Source organism: Phyllobacterium sp. SYP-B3895 (assembly GCF_009647635.1).
GTDB lineage: Bacteria > Pseudomonadota > Alphaproteobacteria > Rhizobiales > Rhizobiaceae > Phyllobacterium > Phyllobacterium pellucidum.
Window position 1 is genome coordinate 927,245 of the sequence record NZ_WJIG01000002.1, and the last position, 23,987, is coordinate 951,231.

At 59.8% G+C, this 23,987-nt stretch carries 24 protein-coding genes; 6 read left to right on the forward strand and 18 right to left on the reverse strand.

The genetic code is table 11. The features are described from left to right. The first annotated feature begins 7 nt into the window (after positions 1–7). Entirely contained in the window at positions 8–595 is a 588-nt protein-coding gene (locus GF108_RS10930) for a GNAT family N-acetyltransferase (protein ID WP_027230062.1), read from the forward strand. Between the two features lie 31 nt (positions 596–626). Then, positions 627–3,509 carry an EAL domain-containing protein gene (locus GF108_RS10935; RefSeq protein WP_153667964.1) on the forward strand — a complete coding sequence of 961 codons (2,883 nt, stop codon included), beginning with the start codon at positions 627–629 and terminating at the stop codon, positions 3,507–3,509. 383 nt (positions 3,510–3,892) lie between these two features. Here GF108_RS10935 and GF108_RS10940 read toward each other — a convergent pair whose 3' ends face one another. Beyond that, positions 3,893–4,495, reverse strand: coding sequence for a YqgE/AlgH family protein (locus tag GF108_RS10940; RefSeq protein WP_027230064.1), 603 nt, complete (start codon positions 4,493–4,495; stop codon positions 3,893–3,895). A 174-nt stretch (positions 4,496–4,669) separates the two neighbouring features. Here GF108_RS10940 and GF108_RS10945 point away from each other — a divergent pair, with 174 nt between their 5' ends. Together GF108_RS10945 and GF108_RS10950 are read left to right on the forward strand one after the other, a co-directional pair. Then, on the forward strand, positions 4,670–5,467 hold the full coding sequence (locus GF108_RS10945) for a protein-disulfide reductase DsbD domain-containing protein (protein ID WP_153667965.1): 798 nt from the start codon (positions 4,670–4,672) through the stop codon (positions 5,465–5,467). A gap of 66 nt (positions 5,468–5,533) precedes the next feature. Next, positions 5,534–6,019, forward strand: a complete 486-nt coding sequence (locus GF108_RS10950; RefSeq protein WP_027230066.1) for a peroxiredoxin — start codon at positions 5,534–5,536, stop codon at positions 6,017–6,019. A 20-nt stretch (positions 6,020–6,039) separates the two neighbouring features. On the opposite strand, the gene rnhA is transcribed toward GF108_RS10950, so the two are convergent. The 11 genes from rnhA to coxB form a co-directional block, all read right to left on the reverse strand. Further along, positions 6,040–6,507, reverse strand: coding sequence for a ribonuclease HI (gene rnhA, locus GF108_RS10955; protein WP_153667966.1), 468 nt, complete (start codon positions 6,505–6,507; stop codon positions 6,040–6,042). Then, complete coding sequence (locus tag GF108_RS10960; protein WP_153667967.1) at positions 6,504–7,484, reverse strand: homoserine kinase; 981 nt, start codon at positions 7,482–7,484, stop codon at positions 6,504–6,506. The genes rnhA and GF108_RS10960 overlap by 4 nt, the downstream gene beginning before the upstream one ends. 2 nt (positions 7,485–7,486) lie before the next feature. Continuing rightward, positions 7,487–8,488, reverse strand: a complete 1,002-nt coding sequence (gene ispH, locus GF108_RS10965; RefSeq protein WP_091919432.1) for a 4-hydroxy-3-methylbut-2-enyl diphosphate reductase — start codon at positions 8,486–8,488, stop codon at positions 7,487–7,489. 51 nt (positions 8,489–8,539) lie between these two features. Next, positions 8,540–9,340 (reverse strand): SURF1 family protein, encoded by an 801-nt coding sequence (locus GF108_RS10970; RefSeq protein WP_153667968.1) that lies wholly within the window; start codon positions 9,338–9,340, stop codon positions 8,540–8,542. Beyond that, positions 9,333–9,728, reverse strand: a complete 396-nt coding sequence (locus GF108_RS10975; protein WP_153667969.1) for a DUF983 domain-containing protein — start codon at positions 9,726–9,728, stop codon at positions 9,333–9,335. Before GF108_RS10975 ends, GF108_RS10970 begins: the two co-directional genes overlap by 8 nt. A 186-nt stretch (positions 9,729–9,914) precedes the next feature. After that, the gene (locus tag GF108_RS10980; RefSeq protein ID WP_027230071.1) at positions 9,915–10,793 is read right to left on the reverse strand and encodes a cytochrome c oxidase subunit 3; all 879 of its coding nucleotides are present in this window, start codon (positions 10,791–10,793) and stop codon (positions 9,915–9,917) included. Between the two features lie 56 nt (positions 10,794–10,849). Further along, positions 10,850–11,479 carry a cytochrome c oxidase assembly protein gene (locus GF108_RS10985; RefSeq protein ID WP_228018977.1) on the reverse strand — a complete coding sequence of 210 codons (630 nt, stop codon included), beginning with the start codon at positions 11,477–11,479 and terminating at the stop codon, positions 10,850–10,852. Positions 11,480–11,490: 11 nt separating this feature from the next. After that, on the reverse strand, positions 11,491–11,646 hold the full coding sequence (locus GF108_RS22195; protein WP_027230073.1) for a hypothetical protein: 156 nt from the start codon (positions 11,644–11,646) through the stop codon (positions 11,491–11,493). 1 nt (position 11,647) lies between these two features. Then, a complete protein-coding gene (locus tag GF108_RS10990; RefSeq protein WP_153667970.1) occupies positions 11,648–12,592 on the reverse strand; it encodes a heme o synthase in 945 nt (314 codons plus the stop codon). 82 nt (positions 12,593–12,674) lie between these two features. Then, complete coding sequence (ctaD, locus tag GF108_RS10995) at positions 12,675–14,327, reverse strand: cytochrome c oxidase subunit I (protein ID WP_027230075.1); 1,653 nt, start codon at positions 14,325–14,327, stop codon at positions 12,675–12,677. Between the two features lie 39 nt (positions 14,328–14,366). Beyond that, positions 14,367–15,215, reverse strand: coding sequence for a cytochrome c oxidase subunit II (gene coxB, locus GF108_RS11000; protein WP_036813808.1), 849 nt, complete (start codon positions 15,213–15,215; stop codon positions 14,367–14,369). Positions 15,216–15,598: 383 nt separating this feature from the next. Here coxB and GF108_RS11005 point away from each other — a divergent pair, with 383 nt between their 5' ends. Next, entirely contained in the window at positions 15,599–16,117 is a 519-nt protein-coding gene (locus tag GF108_RS11005) for an invasion associated locus B family protein (RefSeq protein ID WP_027230076.1), read from the forward strand. Between the two features lie 95 nt (positions 16,118–16,212). Further along, positions 16,213–17,625 (forward strand): metalloprotease TldD, encoded by a 1,413-nt coding sequence (gene tldD / locus GF108_RS11010; protein ID WP_153667971.1) that lies wholly within the window; start codon positions 16,213–16,215, stop codon positions 17,623–17,625. An 83-nt stretch (positions 17,626–17,708) separates the two neighbouring features. On the opposite strand, the gene GF108_RS11015 is transcribed toward tldD, so the two are convergent. The 6 genes from GF108_RS11015 to GF108_RS11040 all read right to left on the reverse strand — a co-directional run bounded on the left by GF108_RS11015 (position 17,709) and on the right by GF108_RS11040 (position 23,863). After that, positions 17,709–18,938 carry a class I SAM-dependent RNA methyltransferase gene (locus tag GF108_RS11015; protein ID WP_153667972.1) on the reverse strand — a complete coding sequence of 410 codons (1,230 nt, stop codon included), beginning with the start codon at positions 18,936–18,938 and terminating at the stop codon, positions 17,709–17,711. Further along, entirely contained in the window at positions 18,938–19,675 is a 738-nt protein-coding gene (locus GF108_RS11020; RefSeq protein ID WP_153667973.1) for a TlyA family RNA methyltransferase, read from the reverse strand. The genes GF108_RS11015 and GF108_RS11020 overlap by 1 nt, the downstream gene beginning before the upstream one ends. Positions 19,676–19,677: 2 nt before the next feature. After that, a complete protein-coding gene (dxs, locus tag GF108_RS11025) occupies positions 19,678–21,588 on the reverse strand; it encodes a 1-deoxy-D-xylulose-5-phosphate synthase (protein ID WP_370462155.1) in 1,911 nt (636 codons plus the stop codon). Positions 21,589–21,673: 85 nt separating this feature from the next. Continuing rightward, positions 21,674–22,597 (reverse strand): pirin family protein, encoded by a 924-nt coding sequence (locus GF108_RS11030; RefSeq protein WP_153667975.1) that lies wholly within the window; start codon positions 22,595–22,597, stop codon positions 21,674–21,676. 82 nt (positions 22,598–22,679) lie between these two features. Next, positions 22,680–22,934 carry an exodeoxyribonuclease VII small subunit gene (locus tag GF108_RS11035; RefSeq protein ID WP_153667976.1) on the reverse strand — a complete coding sequence of 85 codons (255 nt, stop codon included), beginning with the start codon at positions 22,932–22,934 and terminating at the stop codon, positions 22,680–22,682. 2 nt (positions 22,935–22,936) lie between these two features. Further along, positions 22,937–23,863, reverse strand: a complete 927-nt coding sequence (locus GF108_RS11040; protein ID WP_153667977.1) for a histone deacetylase family protein — start codon at positions 23,861–23,863, stop codon at positions 22,937–22,939. Positions 23,864–23,987: the final 124 nt, after the last annotated feature.

The following is a 23,987-nucleotide window of genomic DNA, read 5'->3' on the forward strand; positions in this document are numbered from 1 at the left end:
AGCGGCAATGATCGCCCTGCCCTTTCTCAAAAGCGTCGCCCCGCCCTTGCAGGGCAAGCGCATTTACCTGCGTCCGCCGACGCTTTCCGACTATCGCGCCTGGGCATCGCTGCGGGCCGAAAGCCGCGAATTTCTCGCGCCATGGGAGCCGCTCTGGGCGGTCGATGATCTGGAGCGCGGCGCATTCCGCCATCGAATTCGCCATTATGACGACGAGGCGGCGGCAGGCACGGCCCATCCGTTCTTTCTCTTCCGCAATACAGACCAGCGCTTGCTCGGCGGCATCACGCTTGGCAACATCCGCCGCGGTGTCGGCCAGAACGGCATGATTGGCTACTGGATCGGCGCACCTTTCGCCGGACAGGGCTTCATGCACGAAGCATTGAGCCTGCTCATCCCCTATGCTTTCACCAAGGTGAGGTTGCACCGCCTGGAAGCTGCCTGTATTCCAAGCAATGAAAGATCGATCCGCCTTCTCGAAAAAGCCGGATTTCAGAGAGAAGGACTGCTCCGTTCTTACCTAAAGATAAACGGAATGTGGCAAGATCATCTTCTCTTCGCTCTGATTGAGGATGATGCAAGGGCTGGCAAATGAAGATGTATCGGTGGCTTTGTTGGGACGACAGATGCTGAAAGGCTTATCGCGGGCTCTGGTCCTCATATTCATGCTGCTCGCGGCCCATACCGCCGCCAATGCCTTCGAAACCATCAAGATCACCAAGGAAAGCACGGCGCTCGACCTGTCGAAGGCCGTCGAGGTCTATCGCAACCAGGGCGAGACGTTCCAGATCTCAACGGCCCCCGGTACGGACGGCATCGTTCGGCGTATCGAGGTGCAGGCAAACGACAAGCGTTCGACCGGCGACTGGGCGGCATTCTCGCTCGCCAATCCGACCGACGAGCAGATCGACCGTCTGATCGTCGTGCCGCATTTCCGTCTTGTTGGATCGCGCTTCATCTGGCCCGACCTCGGTTCCACGCGCATCACGTCGATTACCCCCAGCGAAGGCTTCGCCCTCGACCGGCAGGCGAGCGACGACGCGGATATTTTCCTGATCACGCTCAACCCGGGTTCGGTCATAACCCTTGTCGCGGAACTTGCTTCTCCCAACCTGCCACAGGTCTATGTGTGGGAGCCGAATGCCTATAAGGATACGGTCAATTCCTATACGCTTTATCGCGGCATTCTGCTTGGCATTGCCGGCTTGCTCGCGCTGTTTCTGACGATCCTTTTCGTCGTCAAGGGTACCTCGCTATTCCCGGCGACGGCAGCACTCGCCTGGGCCGTTCTTGCCTATATCTGCGTCGATTTCGGCTTCTGGAGCAAGCTCATCGAAATCGCGCCCGGCAACGAACAAATGTGGCGGGCGGGCACCGAAGTGGCGCTGGCCGCGACGCTCGTGATTTTCCTTTTCACGTATCTCAACCTCAATCGCTGGCACGATAATTTCAGCTATGGCGCACTGACCTGGATTCTCGGTCTCGGCATCGTCTCCGGTGTCGCAATCTTCGACCCGCCGATTGCTGCCGGCATCGCCCGCTTTTCCTTCGCGCTGACCATCATAGCCGGTACGATCCTGATCGGATTCTTCTCGTTCCGCAGCTATGACCGGGCAATCATGCTGATCCCGACGTGGATCCTGCTCCTGGTCTGGCTGATGGGCAGCTGGCTTACCGTTGCCGGCATTCTTGCCAACGACATCATCCAGCCCGCCCTCGCAGGCGGCCTTGTCCTCATCGTTCTCCTGATCGGCTTTACGGTCATGCAGCACGCTTTTTCCGGAGGCGCGTTGCAGCAGGGGCTCTTCTCCGATGTCGAGCGACAGGCGCTCGCCATCATCGGTTCGGGCGATATCGTCTGGGATTGGGATGTGCCGCGCGACCGCGTTGTCACGACGCCTGACCTCACCAATTTCCTCGGAGCATCGGCAAGTTCCTTGCACGGGGCCGTGCGCAACTGGCTGCCGATGCTGCACTCCGACGACCGCGACCGTTTCCGGACCACGCTCGACGTCATTCTTGAGAACCGTCGCGGCCGCATCTCCCAGACCTTCCGCCTGCGAGCCAATGACGGTCATTATTATTGGTATTCCTTGAAGGCGCGCCCGGTCATCGGTTCGGATGGTGAGATCGTCCGCTGCGTCGGCACCCTGATTGACGTTACCGAACAGAAGAAGGCGGAGGAGCGGCTACTCCACGATGCCGTCCACGATAATCTGACCGGTCTTCCCAACCGCGAACTTTTCCTGGATCGGCTCGGCTCGGTGATCACCATGGCGCAAACGGAAAGCAAAATTCGCCCGACTGTGTTCATCATCGACATCGACCGCTTCAAGCAGGTCAATGACGGCCTCGGCCTGTCCGCCGGCGACACCTTCCTGCTGACCATATCGCGCCGCCTGCACCGCCTGCTGCGCCCGCAGGATACGCTGAGCCGCCTCTCGGCCGACCAGTTCGGCCTGATCCTCGTATCCGAAAGCGAGCCCGCCAAAATTGCCGCATTCGCCGATGCGGTGAAGCAGGCGATTCGCGCGCCCATCGCCTTTGCCAAGCGCGAGATTGTTCTTACCGCATCGCTCGGCCTGATTACCTGGACGAGCGGCAGCGCCGCCTCGCCGGAGGATCTGGTGAAGGATGCCGAGCTGGCCATGTACCAGGCGAAACGCTTCGGCGGCGACCGCATCGAGCCCTTCCGCCCGGCCTTCCGCGCGGTCGGAAGCGATCGCCTTCAGCTTGAATCGGACCTGCGGCGCGCGCTCGAACGACGTGAAATTCATATGGCCTATCAGCCGATCGTGCGCCTCGATGACAACAGCATCGCCGGCTTTGAAGCGCTCATGCGCTGGGATCATCCGCGCCGCGGATCGATCCCGCCGTCAGAGTTCATTCCCGTCGCCGAGAGTTCCGGCCTCATCGTCCAGCTCGGCCTCTTTGCGATGCAAAAAGCCGCCGAAGATCTCGTCAATTGGCGCCGCACCCTGGGTGCGACACCGCTCTTCGTCTCGGTCAACATTTCGAGCAGCCAGTTGATCCGCCAGGATCTCATCGATGATGTCCGCTCGGTCTTGCTGCAGACGCAGATCGAGCCGAGCAGCCTGAAGCTTGAGCTCACAGAATCTCTTATGATGGAAAATCCGGAGCGCTCCGGCTATGTGCTTTCCAGCATCAAGGCAATGGGCGTTGGCGTATCGCTCGACGATTTCGGCACGGGCTATTCTTCGCTTTCCTATCTCACGTCCTTCCCGTTCGATATGATCAAGATCGACCGATCGTTCCTCAAGGCTGATCAGCCGCAAAAAGTGACGCTGCTGCGCTCGATGATCAGCATGGCGCATGACCTCGGTCTTGCCGTCGTTTCGGAAGGCATCGAAAATGAGAGCGATGCGCTGCAACTGCGCCAGATGGGCTGCGAATATGCGCAGAGCTTCATGTTCAGCCCGCCCTTGACGCTCGACGTCGCCACCAAGCTTCTGCGCGAACAGTTCCAGCAGTCGAAGGCTGCATCGTAAGACTAAAAGCGGGCTTGGAATTGGCGAAGAGACTGCTATTATTCGTAACTGGAGCGTGGGGCGAGCTTTCGCCCGCCCCACCTTTACCTGGGTAATCAATCGAACCCGGAGCGTGACTTGCCAGCCAGTCCGGGTTCTTTTGATTTCAAAGGTAATAGTCAGTGGTAAAAACCACATGCCTATTCTCCGAGTTTGAGAGCAAGGCCGTTGCCACGGTCGGGAGGCCCATCGTCCCGATGCACCAGCTGGCTTGATGCTGCTACTTGGCTCTCGCTTTCATTGATTGCTCGGATTTGGATTCCCAACAAGAAATGCAGGGTTGAATCCCTTGCTGTATCGCGTTGCAGCGCGACCGAACGACAGGTCAAAACCGGTAGGTTAATTTAGGCGTGGCCAGCGACCGTGGCGAGGCGCGACGGATCGATACCCATATAGGCGAGCAGTCGATCATAGGTGCTGTCAATATTGGGATCGAAGAGCAGATCGTGCGGCGCCTGGCAAGTAAGCCAGCCATTATTGGCGATCTCGTTTTCGAGCTGGCCGGAGGCCCATCCCGAATAACCCAAGGTCATCAATGCTTTGCGCGGACCACGTCCGCCTGAGATGGCACGCAGGATGTCGACCGTTCCCGTCAGGCAGAGTTCCTCGGCAACGGGCATGGTGGAATCTGTCAGATAGTCGTCGGAATGGAGGACGAAGCCGCGCCGCACTTCGACGGGGCCGCCATTGCGGACGAGGAAATCGCGCGTCCTGTCCGGCATCATGATGACTTGCTGCTCATCGAGCACGCCAAGCTGCACCAAAATTTCCGCAAATTCCATTTCCTGGGCGCGATTGATGATGAGACCCATCGCGCCATTTTCCGAATGGGCGCAGATGTAGATAACCGAGCGCGCGAAACGGCTGTCTTCCATCCCCGGCATGGCGAGAAGGAATTGTCCATTTAGAAAACCGGCTTCGTTGGTCGCGTCTCTCAAGTTTCCCATAAGAATAAGGGTACCAAGGATTCTATAAATGACAACGCCCAATGGTAACGAATTGTAAACGACAGCGGTTACCGGGAGAAAAGTTTGGCTGAACACGACTTCGTCACACAGATATGATGGGCAAATCCCCTCATCTCCTTGATCGCAACGAAAAGCATTGTAATTGTCGCCGCCATGAAAACGAAATTCCTTTGCCTCATTGCCTCATTGCTCTTCGCTTTTCCGGCAGCCGCTGCCAGTTCAGACTGGACCAGCACGCCGGGCGGCAAGGTCCGCGTCATCGTCGACAATCCTGCGGACGGGACCCCGGAGGTCCGCGGCGCCATCCAGATCAATCTCGATCCGGGCTGGAAGACCTATTGGAAGGAACCGGGTGACGCAGGCGTACCCCCGGAACTCGATCTCACGGCGAGCAGCAACATCAAAGCCTATGCGCTTGCCTTCCCGACGCCGCACCGCTTCGCGGATGGAGGCACGCAGTGGGCCGGGTACAAGAAGCCCGTGTCACTCCCGTTCACGCTGACGCTGGAAGACCCCGCCAAACCGGCCCATCTCAAGGGGCACGCCTTCCTCGGCATATGCGAGACAATCTGCATTCCCGTCACTGCCGAGTTCGATATTGCCATCGACGGAACGCCGAGCGACGCGCTGACCAAGGCGCAGATATCGACCGCATTTGATCAATTGCCGGCACCAGCATCGGCGGAAATCGGCGTTCGCGCCGTCACGCGCGACAATGACCATCTTGATTTCACGGCTGATCTTGCGGCGGGCAGCGAAGAGATTGACCTCTTCGTGGCCGCGGAAGGCGGGGCCAATTTCGGCATGTCGAAATTGAAGAGCCGCGACGGCCAAACCGCCGTCTTTGCCGTGCCGCTCGTTTCCGGGGCACAGGCAAAGCCTGGCCTCCTGTACTATACGCTGGTGCAGGGCGACAAGTCGGTATCCGGAACAATTCCCTTCAAGGAATAGCTCGACTTTTCACCAGCCGCACCCTATCTGCGATAGGCCTTTGCGTAATCTCAAGAGGAGCGATTCATGACTATCAAGGTAGGCGAACGTTTGCCCGATGCCACATTCAAGACCAAGACCGATGAGGGCGTCAGCGAAGTACGCTCCGACAGCCTGTTCAAGGGCAAGAAGGTCGTTCTCTTTGCCGTTCCAGGTGCGTTCACGCCCACATGCAGCATGAACCACCTCCCCGGTTATCTCGAAAACCGCGACGCCATTCTCGCGAAGGGCGTCGATAGCATCGTCGTCGTCGCCGTGAACGATCCGCACGTCATGGGTGCCTGGGCCAAAGCGACCAACGGCGAAGGCAAGATCCAGTATCTTTCGGATGGAAATGCGACCTTCACCAAGGCCGTCGGCCTCGATATCGATCTTGCCGCCGGCAATATGGGCGTGCGCTCGAAGCGCTATTCCATGCTCGTCGAGGACGGCGTCGTCAAGGAACTCAACATCGAGGAAGCGCCGGGACAGGCCGTTACATCGAGCGCTGCAACCCTGCTCGGGCAGCTCTGATCTTTACGGCTGCGAGGGCTTTACCGGCCCTCGCCTCCTTGAACCACCGGCTTGCGCTTAAACGGAGCCATGCCCGCGCGCGCAAGTTCATCGGCGCGCTCGTTTTCCGGGTGGCCGGCGTGCCCCTTCACCCAATGCCACACGACTTTGTGTCGCTTGCGCGCCTCATCTAGCTGCTGCCAAAGCTCGGCATTCTTTACCGGCTTCTTGGCCGCCGTCTTCCAGCCATTGCGCTTCCAGCCTTCGATCCAGCCTGAAATACCATCGCGTACATAGACGGAGTCCGTATAGAGATCGACGTTGCAAGGCTCCTTCAGCGCGCTCAGGGCCGCAATTGCCGCCATGAGTTCCATGCGGTTGTTGGTTGTGTCGCCCTCGCCGCCGGAGAGTTCTTTTTCGTTGCCGTTCCAACGCAGGACAGCGCCCCAGCCACCCGGGCCAGGATTGCCTGAACAAGCGCCGTCGGTGAACGCTTCGATATCCTTCATGCGCGTTGTCCTTCGAGGACCAGCCCGTATTCCTGGGCAGACTTGATCTGGCGATGAAACCGCATGCGGCGCAGATACTCCATCGGGTCCTTCTTGACGACGAGGCTGCCTTCAGGCGTGTTCAGCCAGTCATAGAGGCGGGTCAGCATGAAGCGGAGGGCCGAGCCACGCGCAAGGATCGGCAGGTTTGCCGCCTCGTCGGCCGAAAGCGGCCGGATGGAATTATAGCCGCGCAGGAGCGCAGTACCCTTGGTGAGGTTGAAGGCATTGTCCTTCTCGAAGCACCAAGCATTGAGACACACCGCGACGTCGTAGGCGAGAAGGTCGGTGCAGGCGAAATAGAAGTCGATGAGGCCGGAAAGCTTGTTGCCGAGGAAAAAGACATTATCCGGAAAAAGATCGGCGTGGATGACGCCATGCGGAAGGTGCGATGGCCAGTTCGCCTCGAAGAACGCAAGATCGGCTTCGGTTTCGCTGGCAAGGCCGGGTTCCACTCCATCCGCGCCTGCCCTAGAATTCTCCCACAGCGGCCGCCAGCCTTCAACCGAAAGCGCGTTCTTCCGTCGCATGGGGAAATCCTCGCCCGCAATGTGCATCCGCGCCAGCGCCTCGCCAAGCGCGAAGCAATGCTGCACCGTCGGGCGGCGCATCCACATGCCTTCAAGGAAGGTAACGATCGCGGCGGGGCGACCGGCAAGCTCGCCAATGCTTGAACCGGATTTCTGGTTCACCGGCAATGGACAACTGATCCCCTTGCCCGCGAGATGGCGCATGAGACCGAGAAAGAACGGCAGGTCGTTGCTGTTCACCCGCTTCTCGTAAAGCGTCAGAATGAACGAGCCTGCACTTGTGTGCAGGAGATAGTTCGAATTCTCGACGCCTTCGGCAATGCCCTTATAGGAGAGCAGCTCGCCAATTTCGTAGTCCTTGAGGAAACGCGCCAGGTCGATTTCGTTGATGTCGGTGTAGACGGCCATGATCAGCGGCTTCCGTTGACGAAGGCCATATCGAGGCTTGTCAGTTCCACGTCACGCAGGTCGCGCATGACGTGGAAGTTTTCGGTCTCGATGGTCGTTTCAGCAAGTTCGATGGACACGGTGTAGCGTTCCGAAAAGAATTGAATGATTTCGTCGACGATGATCTCCGGAGCCGAGGCGCCGGCGGAAAGTCCGACCACGGATATGTCGCCGACTTGATCCCACTCGATGTCCGAGGCGCGCTGCACCAGCATCGAGTGGCTTGCGCCCGAACGTTCCGCGACTTCGACGAGCCGCTTCGAATTGGATGAATTCGGCGCGCCGACAACGAGGAAGAGGTCGCATCCCGGAGCCGCCGCCTTCACCGCGTCCTGGCGGTTGGTGGTTGCATAGCAGATGGATTCGGCCGCCGGTGCCATCAAGGCTGGAAAACGCTGCTGCAGGGTAGCAATAATTCCGGCGGTATCGTCCACCGAAAGCGTGGTCTGCGTCACGAAGCCGAGATTGTCCGGATCGACGGGCATGTAGGCCTCGGCGTCCTCGATCGTTTCGATCAGCGTAACGGCGCCTTCCGGCAATTGGCCCATCGTTCCGATAACCTCCGGATGGCCGGAATGACCGACCAGGATCACGTGCCTGCCGAGGCGCTGATGCCGCATGGCCTGCTTGTGCACCTTGGAGACCAGTGGACAGGTGGCGTCAAGATAGAAGAGGTTCTTGTTCTGCGCATCGGCGGGAACAGATTTGGGCACGCCGTGGGCGGAAAACACCACGGGCTGGTCGCGATGTTCTGCGGGGATTTCGTCGAGTTCCTCGACGAATACAGCGCCCCGGGCCTGCAGGCCCTCGACCACATAGCGGTTGTGCACGATTTCGTGGCGCACATAGACCGGCGCGCCGTATTTTTTCAGAGCCAGAACCACGATCTGGATCGCCCTGTCCACCCCGGCGCAAAATCCGCGCGGTCCGCAAAGGCGGATTGTCAGCGGTCTCTTCTCAGGCATCTTTATCGTCTCGCGGAACCGGTTGAAATGCTACTTGGACTTGGGCGGCAATCAGCGGGAAGTCAAGTCGGAAGACGATGCTCCGTCGACGGCCGTCTTCTTTTCCGCTGGGAGTTTATAGCGTCGCCGCAGCGAGATTGCCAAAATTACGACCAGGGTTGCCGCAAGGCCATACCAGGTGACGGCATATTGCAAGTGGCTGTTGGGAAGATCGATGATCGTGACCCCGCCGACCGGCGCACCACCCGGGTTGGGCGTCTTGTCGGCGTCGATGAAGAAGGGCACAAGCTTTCCCTTGTCGATCCCCGATTGCGAGGCCATCGTCGTCAGGTCTTTCCAGTAGTAGATATTGGCGGACAGGTCATTGTCTGGAACAAGCGAGGACGGCTTGGCATCAAGCGGGTTGCGGGCAAGGCCGGTAATCGTCACCTGGCCCTCGACCTCGCCCGCTGGGCGCGTCGCCGGTTCCTTCCGGTCGTAGGGCACGAAGCCGCGATTGACGAAAACCGCGCGGCCGTCATCAAGCAGCAGCGGCGTATAAACGTAAAAGCCGGAATAACCCTCGTAGGTCGCGAAGAAATGCCGCTCCTTGTCGTTCAGCAGCCGTCCGGCAACCTTGACGGTGCGGTAATCCACATCCTGACCTTCGTTCCAGATCTTTTCGATATCGGCGAGCGGAACTGGTGCGGCATGCGTGCGTGCTTCGATCTCCGCAAGGAGACCTTCCTTCCAGTAGAGCCGTTCGACCTGCCATGTGCCGAGCGCCACGAGAATTGCGAAGAGCACTGCGCCTAGGATAAGCGTGATCCAGGGAAATCTTGGGCGGTCGGCCGCTGCGTATATCTTACTCATGAGCGGTCGGGCGGTCGAGCCGTCCCTCGGCGGCCTTGTGCTTGTACTGGAGGGCGATGAGAACGCCCTTCATCCAGCGAAGCGTGGCGAGACAAAGCACGAGTGCGAGCGGTATCCATAGGATGAAATGGACCCAGAGCGGCGGGTCGATATTGACCTCCATCCATAGGGCAAGACCAACCACGATGAAGCCGATCAGCAGCATGACCAGCACGGCCGGCCCCTCGCCCGTATCGATGAACGAATAGTCGAGACCGCAATTGGTGCATCGCGGCGCGGGCTTTACAAATCCATCGAACAATTTGCCCTGACCGCAGCGTGGGCATTTGGCCTTGATGCCGGCCGCAATGGGATCGACGGGCGGGTAAAGGGCTGTGTCTTCGTTCATTGAAATCTGCGCTCGAAGGATTGTTTCAGTTGGCGTTGTGATCGGGACAAGCGTCGAGATTAAGGCCGCGTGCGATTAGTGGCGCCGTTTCGTTGATCTGTCCAGCAGCCAAGTTGAAGCACATCCCAAAGAAAAGGGCGGGCCATGTCGCCATGCCCCGCCCCTTCATGTCTCGATAGATGCCGCTTATTCGACGGCCATCGGTGCGCCCCAACCGGCCCATACATAGATGGAGAAGAAGAGGAACAGCCAGACGACGTCAACGAAGTGCCAGTACCAGGCTGCGGCTTCGAAGCCGAAATGCTTCTGCGGGGTGAAGTCGCCGCGGATCGAGCGCAACAGGCAGACGGCCAGGAAGATGGTGCCGATGATCACGTGGAAACCATGGAAGCCGGTCGCCATGAAGAAGGTCGCGCCGTAGATCGAATCCTTGAAGGCGAACGGTGCGTGCACATATTCGTAAGCCTGCACGAAGGTGAAGAGCATGCCGAGCAGAACTGTCAGGGTGAGGCCTGTGATGAGGCCCTTGCGGTCATTGTGGATGAGGGCATGGTGCGCCCAGGTAACGGTCGTTCCCGAAAGCAGCAGAATGATCGTGTTGTAGAGCGGCAGATGGAGCGGATCGATCACCTCGATGCCCTTGGGCGGCCAGATGCCACCGGTAAAGGCGGTACGGGCAACCTGCTCGACCTCGCCCGGGAACAGGCTTGCGTCGAAGAAGGCCCAGAACCAGGCAACGAAGAACATCACCTCCGAGGCGATGAACATGATCATGCCGTAGCGCAGGTGCAGCTGCACAACGCGGGTATGATGGCCCTGCTTGCTCTCCTTGATCGTGTCCGACCACCAGCCGTACATCGTGTAAAGGATGATCACGAGACCGATGAGGAAAATCCATGGGCTTGTCAGGTTGGCCCTGAACAGCACGAGTTCACCGCCAGCGTGGTAGCGCATGAATGCGATACCGCCGAGGGCCAGGACGAAGGCACCGACCGATCCGAGGAACGGCCACGGACTTGGATCGATGATGTGGTAGTCGTGATGTTTCTGGTGTGCTTCGGCCATTCTAACCCCCGCAATTTCTGTTCATCTGTAAGACACCGGCCAGAGCCGGCGCAAGTTCAAAGCTGTCCTGACCCGTTCTCTTTCTTGACATCGGTATTGGCGGCAAGCGGGGCCGGCATTGCGATGGGGAAGAACGTGTAGGACAGGGTGATGGTATTGACGCCCTTCAATTCGGGCGCGTTGACAATGTCCGGATCGACGAAGAAGACGACCGGCATTTCAAGGTCTTCGCCAGGCTTGAGCACCGTATCGGTGAAGCAGAAGCACTCGACCTTGTTGAAATAGGCGCCGGCTGCCTGCGGCGTAACGTTGAAGGCAGCACGTCCCGCTGTCGGTTTGTCGGCGATACTCTTTGCCTCGTACTTGATCAACGAGGTCTCACCGATCTTCATCGTGACTTCGCGCTGCACGGGCTCGAATTTCCACGGCAGCGCGCCGGAGGTGTTCGCATCGAAGCGGACCGTGATTGTCTTGTCGAGAATCGTGTCGGACATCTGTTCGACTCGTTGCGTCGTCCCGCCATAGCCGGTCACCTGGCAGAACATCGCGTAGAGCGGAACCGCCGCAAAAGCCATGCCAACCATGCCGAAGAAGAAAGCGAGGCAGGAAATCGCAATCGTACGATCCGAAACCTTCCGCTTCCGCCCGGTTGGCGCATCTGCGCTCTTTACGGTTTCCTCAGACATTGAACCACTCATTACATCGGCCGGATCAGGATGTTGGCGCCGAGCTTCGCCCAGGTGCCGACATAGACGATGATGACAAAAGCAGCGAGCGCCAGCGCAAGTGCGATAGAACGGCTGCGCTGCGCCTTCTTCTGCTTGTCGGTTAGGGTCACGCGATCATTGCTCATATCAGGCACCTGCCAATAGTAGTGCTTTGCGCACGAGAATTTCGCCGAGAAGGACAGCGTAGATTCCGAAGAGGTAGAGGATGGAGAAGCCGAACATCTTCTTTGCCGGCTTGATCATGTCTTTGCCCACCGGCGCCCGCCATACCCGCCAGGCATAGACGATGAAAGCGACGCCCATGGCTGCGGCGAAAAGGCCGTAGGCCGGGCCGGCGAAGCCCATGATCCATGGCAGAACCGCAACGGGCGCGACGAGGAGCGTATAGAGAAAAATCTGGAACTTGGTCGATGCCGGACCCATCACATTCGGCATCATCGGGATCTTCGCCTTTTCATAGTCGTCCGACATGAACAGCGACAGCGCCCAGAAATGCGGCGGCGTCCACAGAAAGATGATCATGAACAGCACGATGCTTTCCATGCTCACCGAATTGGTAACGCAAGCCCAGCCGATCATGGGCGGGAATGAACCGGCGGCTCCGCCGATGACGATGTTCTGCGGTGTCGAACGCTTCAGCCACATCGTATAGACGACCGCATAGAAGAATATCGTAAAGGCCAGCAGGAATGCCGAAAGCACATTGACGAAAAGGCCGAGCGTGACGACCGAAAACGCCGAGAGCAACAGGCCGAAGGTCAGCACTTCCTCGCGGCTGATACGCCCGGCGGGAATCGGCCGCTTGGCCGTGCGCTTCATCACGGCATCGATATCGGAGTCGTACCACATGTTAAGTGCGCCCGAGGCGCCTGCCCCGACGGCGATACAAAGGATGGCTATGCCCGCAAGAACCGGATTGATATGTCCCGGCGCCGCCAGCAAGCCGACAAGCGCGGTGAAGACCACGAGCGACATAACCCGCGGCTTGAGCAGCACGACATAATCCGACGCACTGGCCTCCGAAAGGCCGATGCTCGTATCCATGCTCGCGTTTTTCTCAACCAATGCCATTTGTTCGTTCTTGCTGCAGTCCGATAGATTGTCGTCAGGGCCATCCGGACCACTACCATGAATGGTCCGGACAGCCATTGTCTTACTTGATACGCGGGAGCTGTTCCCACTGATGGAACGGCGGCGGCGAAGAAAGCTGCCATTCCAGCGTGGTCGCACCGACGCCCCATGGGTTTGCCCCTGCCTCACGCTTCTTGGCAAAAGCCTCGAAGACACCGAAGAGGAAGATCAGCACGGCAACACCGGAAATGTACGAACCGATCGACGATACTTCGTTCCAGCCGGCAAAGGCGACCGGATAGTCGATATAGCGGCGCGGCATGCCGGCAAGGCCGAGGAAGTGCTGCGGGAAGAACACGAGGTTGACGCCGATGAACATCACCCAGAAGTGCGTGTTGGCGATCGCGTGGTTGTACATGTAGCCCGTCATCTTCGGGAACCAGTAGTACCAGCCGGCGAAGATACCGAACACGGCGCCGAGCGAAAGCACGTAGTGGAAGTGTGCAATCACGTAGTAGGTGTCGTGCATGGCGCGGTCGAGACCGGCATTGGCGAGCTGGACGCCCGTCACGCCGCCAATGGTGAAGAGGAAGATGAACCCGATCGCCCAGATCATCGGCGGCTTGAATTCGATCGAGCCGCCCCACATCGTTGCGATCCACGAGAAGATCTTCACGCCCGTCGGCACGGCGATGACCATCGTCGCGAAGACGAAGTAACGCTGGGTCTCGAGCGAGAGACCGACGGTGTACATGTGGTGCGCCCAGACGATGAAGCCGACGACACCGATGGCAACCATTGCGTAGGCCATGCCGAGGTAGCCGAAGATGGGCTTCTTCGAGAAGGTCGAGACAATGTGGCTGATAATGCCGAAGGCCGGCAGGATCATGATGTAAACTTCCGGATGACCGAAGAACCAGAAGAGATGCTGGAACAGCAGCGGATCGCCGCCGCCTTCAGGCGAGAAGAAGGTCGTGCCAAAATTGCGGTCGGTCAGAAGCATGGTGATGCCGCCAGCCAGAACCGGCAGCGCCAGAAGCAGCAGGAAGGCGGTAATCAGCACCGACCAGGCAAAGAGCGGCATCTTGTGCAACGTCATGCCCGGAGCGCGCATGTTGAAGATCGTGGTGATGAAGTTGATCGCACCGAGGATCGAGGACGCACCGGCGATATGCAGCGAAAGGATCGCGAAATCCATCGCCGGCCCGGGCTGTCCCGTGGTCGAATAGGGCGGATAGATCGTCCAGCCGCCACCGGTGCCGTAGCCGCCGGCAGGACCCGGAACGAACATCGACAGGATGAGGAGCAGGAGCGCTGGCGGGAGCAGCCAGAACGAGATGTTGTTCATGCGCGGGAACGCCATGTCCGGCGCACCGATCATGATCGGCACCATCCAGTTGGCAAAGCCGCCGATGAGCGCCGGCATGACCATGAAGAAGATCATGATGAGGCCGTGCGCCGTCGAGAAGACGTTGTACATCTGCTTGGCGCCGTCGATGGCGGCGTCGCCTTCATAGCCATAGACCATGGACGCAAGGCCATGGAAAATCTGGATGCCGGGCTGTTGCAGCTCGGCGCGCATGGCGATCGAAAGAGAACCGCCAATGAGACCGGCCACGATCGCGAAGATCAGATACAGCGTACCGATATCCTTGTGGTTGGTCGAATAAACCCAACGCGTCCAGCCTGTCGGCTTGTGAGCGTCGTGGGCTTCGTGAGCTGCAGAACCTGCCATCAAAGTGCTCCCGTTCCTAATCTAGTCGCGTCAGCCAGCTCAGTTGCCGGCGACGTTCACGTTTTTGTCTGCATCGATTTTCGCGGTCAACGCCTTGTATGCGCCCGGAAGATCCTTTCCGGCAGCGGCGAACCACGTATCGTATTGTTGCTGCGAGACCACATGGATCGCAATCGGCATGTAGGCATGGTCCTTGCCGCAGATCTGCGAGCATTGGCCGTAGTAGAGGCCTTCTTTTTCCGCCTTGAACCAGGTCTCGTTGCTGCGGCCGGTGACGGCATCCATCTTCACACCGAAGGCTGGCATGGAGAAGGAATGGATCACGTCGGCGCCGGTGACGAGAAGGCGGACCGTGGTATTGACCGGCACGACCATCTCGTTGTCGACGGCGAGGAGGTATGGGAAAGCTTCGCGATCTTCCTTGCCGAGAGTGGGGCGGTCGGCATCCTTCAGAAGCACCGAATCGAACGAAACCGGCGCTTCACCGGCCTGATACTCATAGCCCCAATACCACTGGTAGCCGGTCGCCTTGATCGTCAGCTTGGGCTCTTCGGGGGAATATTGGGCTGTCAGGAGCTGGAAGGAGGGAATTGCCAGGAAAAGCAGGATGACGACCGGTCCAACCGTCCACACGATCTCCACCGCAGTGTTGTGGCTGGTCTTCGAGGGAACCGGATTGGCGCTCGCACGATAGCGAATCATAACCCAGGCCAGAAGCACCATCACGAACAGCGTAATCGGGACGATAAACCATAACGTATAGCGCTCGAACCAGACGATCTGCTCCATGATGCCGGTAGCAGCGGGTTGGAACGTCATCTGCCAGGGCTCGGGCTTTGCTGCATGAGCAGCTGTTCCAGCACCGAGCAGGCCACCCAGGACACCCATCAGCGTGACAAAATTCTTCTTCACCTAGAAATCTCCCGAATGAAGCTTTGATTCCATACGATAACACCGGGCGCAGGAAGGCCCGGTCATATGCCGCGTTCAAACCACACATTAGCTTACATCGCAAGGAAGGCGAACGTGATCTCATGCGGCATTTTTGCGCGCAGCTTTCCATTGCGGAGGCACACGGCGGCTTGAACGGGCATGTTTTTTGGCATTCGCCGCGTTTTTGCTGCCCAACGCATAAAAGGGCTCACAATCCGGCCATTATTGCATTACACGACACATTCGATGGCCGCTCTATGCTGGGGAGTGTTGGTGCGGCATTCTTTTCATCTTCGACGGGTAGGTTTAACGTCTGGATGATTCGTTTTGGAGCCTATATGTCGTTTTTTCCGCTACGCAGCATCGCCATCGGCCTGCTTACCCTGTCGCTGACCGCCCTTGCGGGCACTGCCATGGCAGCGCAGCAGAGCGGTACGGTCAAATCCACGCATGGAGCATGGTCGATCCTTTGCGATACGCCCGCAGGCGCCAAATCCGAACAGTGCGCTCTCATACAGAATGTCGTCGCCGCCGACCGGCCCGAAATGGGCCTCTCCGTCGTCGTGCTGAAGACTGCCGACAACAAGGCTAAAATCCTGCGGGTGCTCGCGCCCCTTGGCGTCCTCCTGCCCAACGGGCTCGGCCTCAATGTCGATGGCAAGGACATCGGCCGCGCCTATTTCGTGCGCTGCTTCGAAGATGGCTGTTATGCGGAAGTCATCCTCGAAGACCAACTGGTCCAGACATTGAAGACCGGCAAGGCCGCAACCTTCATTGTATTCCAGACGCCCGAGGAAGGCATCGGCATTCCCGTCGAACTCAACGGGTTTGGCGAAGGCTTCGACGCCCTTCCATAGACGGCTCATATCAACAAACGCGCGCGTCCTGTACTTGTCGTGGGCCGATGAATGGCCTACATGCCGTTCATGTATTTTGAAACGGACGTTTTATTATGAAAAGCCTTATCGACAGTTTTGATGTGCCCCGTGAAAAAGTCCTTGAAACGGTCAAGCAAAGCCTTGCCGGCGCCGACGATGGCGAACTGTTTCTCGAGTACAGAGAATCGGAAGGCCTTGTCTTCGACAATGGCCGCCTGAAAAACGGGTCTTTCAATCAGGATCAGGGCTTTGGCCTGCGCGCCGTTGCTGGTGAAGGCGTCGGCTATGCTCACGCGGGCGAATTGTCGCTTGGTGCCCTGAAGCGCGCCGCCGATGCCGCTTCCGCCATCCGGACCGGTTATGCCGGCACCTATACCGCTGCCCCACCCGGAACCAATCGCAGCCTCTATAGCGACGAAAATCCGCTCGGATCGCCGACATTCGAGGCGAAAGTCAAGTTGCTGCAGGAGATCGACGCCTACCTTCGCGACAAGGATCCCAAGGTTCGCCAGGTCTCGGTCTCGCTCGCTGGATCATGGCAGCAGGTCGAAATCCTGCGCGCCGACGGCCATTTCGTGCGCGACATACGCCCGATGGTCCGCCTCAACGTCAGTGTCGTCGTCGGTGAAGGTGACCGCCAGGAAAGCGGCTCGTTCGGCACCGGCGGCCGCAAGGGTTTCGGGGAGTTCATCGCGACCGACAAATGGCATCACGCGGCGGACGAAGCACTGCGACAGGCGCTCGTTAATCTCGAAGCGATCCCCGCCCCCGCCGGCACCATGGATATCGTGCTTTCGAGTGGTTGGCCCGGCGTCATGCTGCATGAGGCCGTCGGCCATGGCCTTGAAGGCGATTTCAATCGCAAGAAGACGTCCGCCTTTGCCGGACTGCTCGGACAGCGGGTCGCCTCGAAGGGCGTCACCGTGGTCGATGACGGGACCATTTCGGAACGGCGCGGATCGTTGACCATCGACGACGAGGGCATGCCGACCAACAAGACGGTGCTGATCGAAGACGGCATTCTCGTCGGCTACATGCAGGACCGGCAGAACGCCCGTCTCATGGGGATGCAACCGACCGGCAATGGCCGACGCGAATCCTACGCGCATGTGCCGATGCCGCGCATGACCAACACCTATATGCTCGACGGCGACAAGACGCCCGAGGAAATCATCGCTTCGGTCAAGAAGGGTATCTACGCCGTCTCGTTCGGCGGCGGTCAGGTGGATATCACCTCCGGCAAGTTCGTCTTCGGCTGCACTGAGGCCTATCTGATCGAGAACGGCAAGGTCGGTGCGCCGATCAAGGGCGCCATGCTGATCGGCAACGGGCCGGACGCAATGCAGCGCATCTCGATGATCGGCAATGACCTGCAGCTTGATACCGGGATGGGTATGTGCGGCAAGGCGGGGCAGTCGGTACCCGTCGGCGTCGGCCAACCGCATCTGCGCATGGACCAGATGACGGTCGGCGGCACCTCGGTTTAACCGGCCTTTATCGCCTAGGTGTAGACAGGCAAGTTTCATCCCTCTGTCCGGCAGGACAGAGGGTGTGCTTCAAATTCAAGCCTCTATTTCTTGCTCAACAGCGCCACGGCCTCGACATGGGGTGACCAAAGAAACTGATCGATCGGGATCACGCGGTCGATCCGGTAGCCGCCCTTGACGAGAATGCTCAAGTCTCGTGCCAGCGTGACGGGATTGCATGACACCGCCGCGACTTTCGGCACGGTGGATTTGGCAATCTCGATCGATTGCGCTTCGGCGCCGGCACGCGGGGGATCGAAAACAAGTCCGTTGAAGGGCGCGAGTTCACGCGCAAGAAACGGCCGGCGGAAGAGATCGCGGCGCTCGGCGGTCACCGGCTTCAGTCCCTGTACCTGGCGCACGCTGCGGTCGAGCGCGGCCACCGCCGCCGCATCTCCCTCCACCGCATGCACTGCGGATTTCTCGGCAATGCGCAAGGCGAACGTGCCGGCACCCGCAAAAAGGTCGAGCGTCTTCTTGGCCTTGGCAAGATGGGCGGTCACCAGAGCTGCCATGGCGTTTTCGGCATCGACTGTCGCCTGCAGGAAGCCGCCGGCTGGCAAAAATACCGGCACCCTGCCGAATTGAACCATGGGCCGGCGCGGTTCGACGATGATTTCGCCTTCATAGGTCAAGCGGGCAAAGCCCCTCTTCAGCACCAGCGCCGTCAAGGCCTGGCGCTTTGCAGCGTCCGGGGCCTGGCAACCCGAGACCATGATGTCGAGACCCGAGGCCGTCGCCGTAACGGTCAGTCGAAACGGCTTCATCCCCCCACCGATAACCGCAACGAGATCACGCAGGTCATCGAGGCGCGACACGATATCGGGCAGGGTTACCGGGCATTCCGAAATGTCGATAAGATCATGGCTGAGATGGCGATTGAAGCCGAGCACCGCACCGTGATCGCTCGTGCGAGCCGCAAACACCACCCGGCGGCGGGTCTGCGGCATGCAGGGCACCAGCGGTTCAAGATCGAAAGCGAGCCCCCTTCCCGCGAGGGCTTCCTGAACCAGCGAGCGCTTCCACACCCGATAGGGTTCATCCTGCCAATGTTGCAGCGCGCAGCCGCCGCATTCTTCGAAGTGGCGGCAGGCCGAGGCGATGCGCTCCGGCGAAGCTTCGAGCAAAGCCATGAGCGTGCCCCGGCCATTGTCGAGCGCGATATTGGCGGTCTCGCCCGGAAGTGAGAACGGAACGTAGGCGATCCCGGATTCTGTCGAGGCAATGCCGTCGCCGCCCGCTCCCATCTTCTCGATTGTAACGCGTGTGCTCATCAAACTTTTCTTTTCAATCCGGCGAGAAGATACTCGCGGTTGCCGTCGCCGCCTTCGATCGGCGAAGGACAAAGTCCGAGCGCGTTCCAGTCCGGCATTGCATCAAGCCATTTCATTAGATCATCCGCCACCCGTTCACCATCCTTCGGGTCGCGCAAAATTCCGCCCTTGCCGATGGCCTCGCGCCCGGCTTCGAATTGAGGCTTGACGAGAAGGACGCAGTGCGACCCGGGTTCGGCCAGATCGAGGGCTGGCGGCAATGCAAGTTTCAGCGAGATGAAACTGACGTCGGAGACGACGAGATCGGCCTTCAGACCGCCAAGATGGTCTCGGGTCAGTTCCCGCGCATTGAGCGATTCAAGATTGGTTATGCGCGGGTCGCCGCGCAGCCGCACATGCAACTGTCCGTGCCCTACGTCGACAGCTGTGACATGGGCCGCGCCGCGTTCAATCAGCACTTGCGTGAAGCCGCCGGTCGAAGCGCCGATATCGAGGGCGGCTCGCCCCGCAACGGGAATGCCGAAATGGTCGAGGCCGGCAATGAGCTTCACGGCAGCGCGGGAAACATAGGCGCTGGCGGGGTCGTCAACGAGGATGATGGCGGCTGCGCCAATCACCGCGCCCGGCTTGGTGACGACGGCACCATCCACTTTGACAGTCCCACGCACGATCGCATCGCGGGCGCGCGAGCGGCTGGCAAACAGGTCTCGTTCGACCAGAAGCTGGTCAAGCCGCATTGTCACGCGCGTGCTGGCGCAACCAGTTGATCGCGTCCGAGCGCACTGAATACGGCCTGTACAATGCCGGCGCTGTCGAGCCCGGCGCGCGCATACATCGCTTCGGGCTTGGCGTGATCCTGGTAGGCGTCCGGCAGGGTCAGCACGCGGACGCGCAGGCCATGGTCGAGAAGCCCGTCACGACTGAGGAAATGCAGCACGTGCGAGGCAAAGCCGCCGACCGCGCCTTCCTCGACGGTGACCAGAACCTCGTGATCACGCGCGAGGCGGCGAATGAGGTCCTCGTCGAGCGGCTTGGCGAACCGTGCATCGGCGACCGTGGTGGAAAGACCGGCGGCGTCGAGTTCATCGGCGGCAACGAGGCACTCCTGCAAGCGCGTTCCGAACGACAGCAGCGCGACCTTGGCGCCCTCGCGGACAATGCGGCCCTTGCCGATCTCGAGGATCGCCCCACGCTCCGGCAGGTCGACGCCGACGCCATCGCCGCGCGGGTAGCGGAAGGAAATCGGACCTTCATCGTAAGCGGCGGCCGTCCGGATCATATGGCGAAGCTCGGCCTCGTCCGATGCGGCCATGACAACAAAACCCGGCAAGGCGGCAAGAAAGCCGGTGTCGAACGATCCGGCGTGCGTTGCGCCGTCGGCGCCGACAAGTCCAGCGCGGTCGATCGGAAAGCGTACGGGCAAGTTCTGCAACGACACGTCATGGACGACCTGATCATAGCCGCGCTGCAGGAAAGTCGAATAAATGGCGGCGAAGGGCTTATATCCTTCGCTCGCCATGCCGGCCGCGAAAGTTACGGCATGCTGTTCGGCAATGCCGACGTCGAATGTGCGCTGCGGAAATACTTCCCCGAAGAGATCGAGGCCGGTTCCGCCTGGCATCGCCGCCGTAACAGCGACGATCCTGTCGTCATGGCGCGCTTCCTCGATAAGGCTGGTAGCGAAGACCTTCGTATAACTCGGTGCGTTTGCAGGCGGCTTTGCCTGCGCGCCGGTGATCACGTCGAACTTGTTGACGCCGTGATATTTGTCGGCTGCCGCCTCGGCAGGGGCATAGCCCTTGCCCTTTTGCGTGACGACGTGGATCAAGACGGGACCGTCCATCGTGTCTCGCACGTTCTTCAGGACCGGAAGCAGATGATCGAGCTTATGGCCATCGATCGGGCCGACATAATAGAAGCCGAGCTCCTCGAACATGGTGCCGCCAGTCCAGAAACCGCGCGCATATTCTTCCGAGAGCCGCGCCTTCTCCTGCAGGAATTTCGGCAGTTTCTTCGCCAATTGCTTTGCCGTCTCGCGAAACGTGCGATAGGCCCGGCCGGAAACGAGGCGCGCAAGATAGGCGCTCATTGCGCCGGTCGGCGGCGCAATCGACATGTCGTTGTCGTTGAGAATGACCACGAGCCGCGCATCGAGCGCGCCGGCATTGTTCATCGCCTCGTAGGCCATGCCCGCCGACATGGCGCCATCGCCGATGACGGAGACGACATTGCGCCTCGTTCCGGCGAGTTCGCTGGCGACAGCCATGCCGAGCCCGGCGGAAATCGAGGTGGACGAATGGGCAGCGCCGAATGGATCGTATTCGCTTTCGCTCCGCCTGGTGAAACCGGAAAGCCCGCCCTCCTGGCGCAAGGTCCGGATGCGGTCGCGCCGACCGGTCAGGATCTTGTGCGGATAGGCCTGATGGCCGACATCCCAGATGATACGGTCGTGCGGCGTGTTGAAGACATGGTGAAGCGCAATGGTGAGCTCGACGACGCCGAGGCCCGCGCCAAGATGACCACCGGTCGTCGACACCGCATCGATAAGCTCGGTGCGCAGCTCAGAAGCGAGTTGCGGCAGGTCCGACTCCGGTAGCGCGCGCAGGTCCGAGGGGATCTTGACGCGGTCGAGAAGCGGTGTGTCAAAAATCTTGGCCAAGGTGCGAGGCTCCGTTTAAAAAGTCAGGCGTTCCTAGAGTAAATCGACCTGTGCGGCAAGGAGCCGGGCCTTCGCCCTACCCCTCCGGCAGGGGAATGAATTCTTCTTCGTCGCCCGGGACGATATCGAAGCGGCCGCTGCGCCACTCTTCCTTGGCCTGTTCGATACGTTCCTTGGAGGACGAAACGAAATTCCACCAGATATAGCGCTGAGAGGGCAGAGCTGCGCCGCCAAAAAGCATGAAATGCGCGCCTTCCGGTGCGCTGATGATGATTTCGTCGCCGCTGCGAAACGCCAGCAGGCGGTCGGCCGGGAATGTCTCGCCAGCGACCTCGACCGGGCCTTCCAGCGTATAGATCGCCCGCTCTTCGGCCGCTGTCCCCGGTATCTGGATGCGTTTTCCGGGTGCAAGGCGAATATCGACATAGAGCGTTTCGGCGTGCTGCTTTACCGCTGACTTGGCGCCGTGGAACGTTCCCATGACCACGCGCAGGTCGATACCGTTTTCGCTCATCGAAGGAAGCTCGGCAACACCGGTATTGGCAAAGGCCGGGTCGATCTCTTCGAGATGGTCGGGCAAGGCGAGCCAGGTCTGCAGGCCGGAAATCGGCAGCGGCTCCTTGCGCAATTCTTCCGGCGACCGCTCCGAATGGACGATGCCGCGCCCCGCCGTCATCAGGTTCACGTCGCCTGGACGAATAACCATTTCGGTGCCGAGGCTGTCGCGATGGCGTATCTGGCCGTCGAAAAGGTAGGTCACTGTCGAGAGTCCAATATGGGGGTGCGGGCGCACGTCGATCCCCTGGCTCGGACGCAGAATTGCCGGGCCCATGCGGTCGAAAAAGATGAAAGGGCCGACGAGCCGGCGCTTGGCGGTCGGCAGCGCGCGGCGCACTTCAAGATTGCCTATATCGCTGGTGCGAGGAATGATAAGCGTTTCGATGGCGTCGGCGGCCGTCCTGTCGCCGGGCTCGGGGTCATTGCCAGGGAAAAAGCTCATAGGCGCACTCCTTGGGTCACACCACGACCCGAATTGATACCAACGATAGAGTCCCGGCGCGGCGTTGAACAGCGTCGGCTGCTTACTCGGGATCAAGCGGCTCGGTGCCGACCGGCTGTCCGTCGCGGCCGAGGCGAATGTTCTCAACCTTGTCTTCGGCTACTTTCAGCAAGGCATCGCAATGTTTCTTCAGCGCTTCGCCGCGCTCGTAGATGCGAATCGACTGTTCGAGTGGCACATCACCGCGCTCGAGGTCATCGACGATCTTTTCCAATTGATCGAGCGCCTGTTCAAAGCTCATGGCAGCGATATCGGTATTGTTCGGGGCCTCGGCCATGGTCAACCTTCCATCAAGCGTTTGATATGCGCGCCCGCGGAGAGCGACATTCCCTTGAGGTCGTAGCCGCCTTCAAGAAGGCTGACAAGGCGATTTCCCGCAAAGCTCCCAGCTCTTTCCATGAGCATTGCGGTCGCCCAGTCGAAATCATCTTCATCGAGGTTGATTTCGGCGAGCGGATCGCGGCGATGCGCGTCGAAGCCCGCCGAAATGATGATGAGTTCGGGCTTGAAATTATCGAGCGCGGGCAGAATCCGCGTGGTGAACGCTTCGCGGAAGTGGTCGCTGCCGGTCATCGGTGCAAGCGGCGCGTTGACGATATTGCCGGCGCCGGTTTCGGATTTCGCACCGGTGCCGGGATAGAGCGGCATCTGGTGCGTCGAACAATAGAGCACCGAGGGATCGTCCCAGAAAATATCCTGGGTGCCGTTGCCGTGGTGGACGTCCCAATCGACAATCGCGACCCGTTCGAGGCCGTGGGCCTTTTGCGCATGCCGTGCGGCAATCGCGGCATTGTTAAAAAGGCAAAAACCCATGGCCTTGTTGCGCTCTGCGTGATGGCCGGGCGGGCGCGAGGCAACGAAGACATTGTCCGCCCGGTTCGCAAACACGTCGTCGACGGCGGCGTTGGCCGCGCCGATCGCGGTCAAGGCCGCCTCCCAGCTTTTCGGGCTGACTGTCGTATCGGCATCGACGCGCGTCAGCCCCTCATCCGGTATCGTGCCGCGGACGCGCTCGATAAATTCCTGCGGATGCGCATAAAGGATCGTCGCCTCATCGCCCATCGGCGCTTCGGCACGGTCCAGACCGTCAAAAGCGCTATCCTCCAGCACCTTGGCGAGCGCACGCAGACGGTCCGGCCGCTCGGGGTGGCCCGGGAGCGTCAGGTGTTCGAGATAGATCGGATGCGTATAAAGGCGAGTAACCATGAAAACTTTCTGCCCTGCCAAAAGGGCATGAGCATGACCGATCAGTTGCAGAGCGAATTTGCACCGGTCGGAGCAGCTTGTTCAAGGCGAAAGTGGACAGGTTGGTACGAAAGTCGAATTGACC

What these genes read in the sequence shown, in the direction of transcription:
- GF108_RS10980 (WP_027230071.1), bottom strand. Translation starts at nt 10,793, where the DNA reads ATGGCCGAAGCACACCAGAAACATCACGACTACCACATCATCGATCCA.
- GF108_RS11020 (WP_153667973.1), bottom strand. Translation starts at nt 19,675, where the DNA reads ATGCGGCTTGACCAGCTTCTGGTCGAACGAGACCTGTTTGCCAGCCGC.
- GF108_RS10990 (WP_153667970.1), bottom strand. Translation starts at nt 12,592, where the DNA reads ATGGCATTGGTTGAGAAAAACGCGAGCATGGATACGAGCATCGGCCTT.
- GF108_RS10940 (WP_027230064.1), bottom strand. Translation starts at nt 4,495, where the DNA reads ATGGGAAACTTGAGAGACGCGACCAACGAAGCCGGTTTTCTAAATGGA.
- GF108_RS11040 (WP_153667977.1), bottom strand. Translation starts at nt 23,863, where the DNA reads ATGGTTACTCGCCTTTATACGCATCCGATCTATCTCGAACACCTGACG.
- GF108_RS22195 (WP_027230073.1), bottom strand. Translation starts at nt 11,646, where the DNA reads ATGAGCAATGATCGCGTGACCCTAACCGACAAGCAGAAGAAGGCGCAG.
- GF108_RS10935 (WP_153667964.1), top strand. Translation starts at nt 627, where the DNA reads ATGCTGAAAGGCTTATCGCGGGCTCTGGTCCTCATATTCATGCTGCTC.
- ispH (WP_091919432.1), bottom strand. Translation starts at nt 8,488, where the DNA reads ATGCCTGAGAAGAGACCGCTGACAATCCGCCTTTGCGGACCGCGCGGA.
- GF108_RS11015 (WP_153667972.1), bottom strand. Translation starts at nt 18,938, where the DNA reads ATGAGCACACGCGTTACAATCGAGAAGATGGGAGCGGGCGGCGACGGC.
- GF108_RS11005 (WP_027230076.1), top strand. Translation starts at nt 15,599, where the DNA reads ATGTCGTTTTTTCCGCTACGCAGCATCGCCATCGGCCTGCTTACCCTG.
- GF108_RS10985 (WP_228018977.1), bottom strand. Translation starts at nt 11,479, where the DNA reads ATGTCTGAGGAAACCGTAAAGAGCGCAGATGCGCCAACCGGGCGGAAG.
- GF108_RS10970 (WP_153667968.1), bottom strand. Translation starts at nt 9,340, where the DNA reads ATGAGTAAGATATACGCAGCGGCCGACCGCCCAAGATTTCCCTGGATC.
- GF108_RS10945 (WP_153667965.1), top strand. Translation starts at nt 4,670, where the DNA reads ATGAAAACGAAATTCCTTTGCCTCATTGCCTCATTGCTCTTCGCTTTT.
- GF108_RS11035 (WP_153667976.1), bottom strand. Translation starts at nt 22,934, where the DNA reads ATGGCCGAGGCCCCGAACAATACCGATATCGCTGCCATGAGCTTTGAA.
- GF108_RS10950 (WP_027230066.1), top strand. Translation starts at nt 5,534, where the DNA reads ATGACTATCAAGGTAGGCGAACGTTTGCCCGATGCCACATTCAAGACC.
- GF108_RS10930 (WP_027230062.1), top strand. Translation starts at nt 8, where the DNA reads ATGATCGCCCTGCCCTTTCTCAAAAGCGTCGCCCCGCCCTTGCAGGGC.
- ctaD (WP_027230075.1), bottom strand. Translation starts at nt 14,327, where the DNA reads ATGGCAGGTTCTGCAGCTCACGAAGCCCACGACGCTCACAAGCCGACA.
- GF108_RS11030 (WP_153667975.1), bottom strand. Translation starts at nt 22,597, where the DNA reads ATGAGCTTTTTCCCTGGCAATGACCCCGAGCCCGGCGACAGGACGGCC.
- GF108_RS10975 (WP_153667969.1), bottom strand. Translation starts at nt 9,728, where the DNA reads ATGAACGAAGACACAGCCCTTTACCCGCCCGTCGATCCCATTGCGGCC.
- coxB (WP_036813808.1), bottom strand. Translation starts at nt 15,215, where the DNA reads ATGGGTGTCCTGGGTGGCCTGCTCGGTGCTGGAACAGCTGCTCATGCA.
- rnhA (WP_153667966.1), bottom strand. Translation starts at nt 6,507, where the DNA reads ATGAAGGATATCGAAGCGTTCACCGACGGCGCTTGTTCAGGCAATCCT.
- tldD (WP_153667971.1), top strand. Translation starts at nt 16,213, where the DNA reads ATGAAAAGCCTTATCGACAGTTTTGATGTGCCCCGTGAAAAAGTCCTT.
- GF108_RS10960 (WP_153667967.1), bottom strand. Translation starts at nt 7,484, where the DNA reads ATGGCCGTCTACACCGACATCAACGAAATCGACCTGGCGCGTTTCCTC.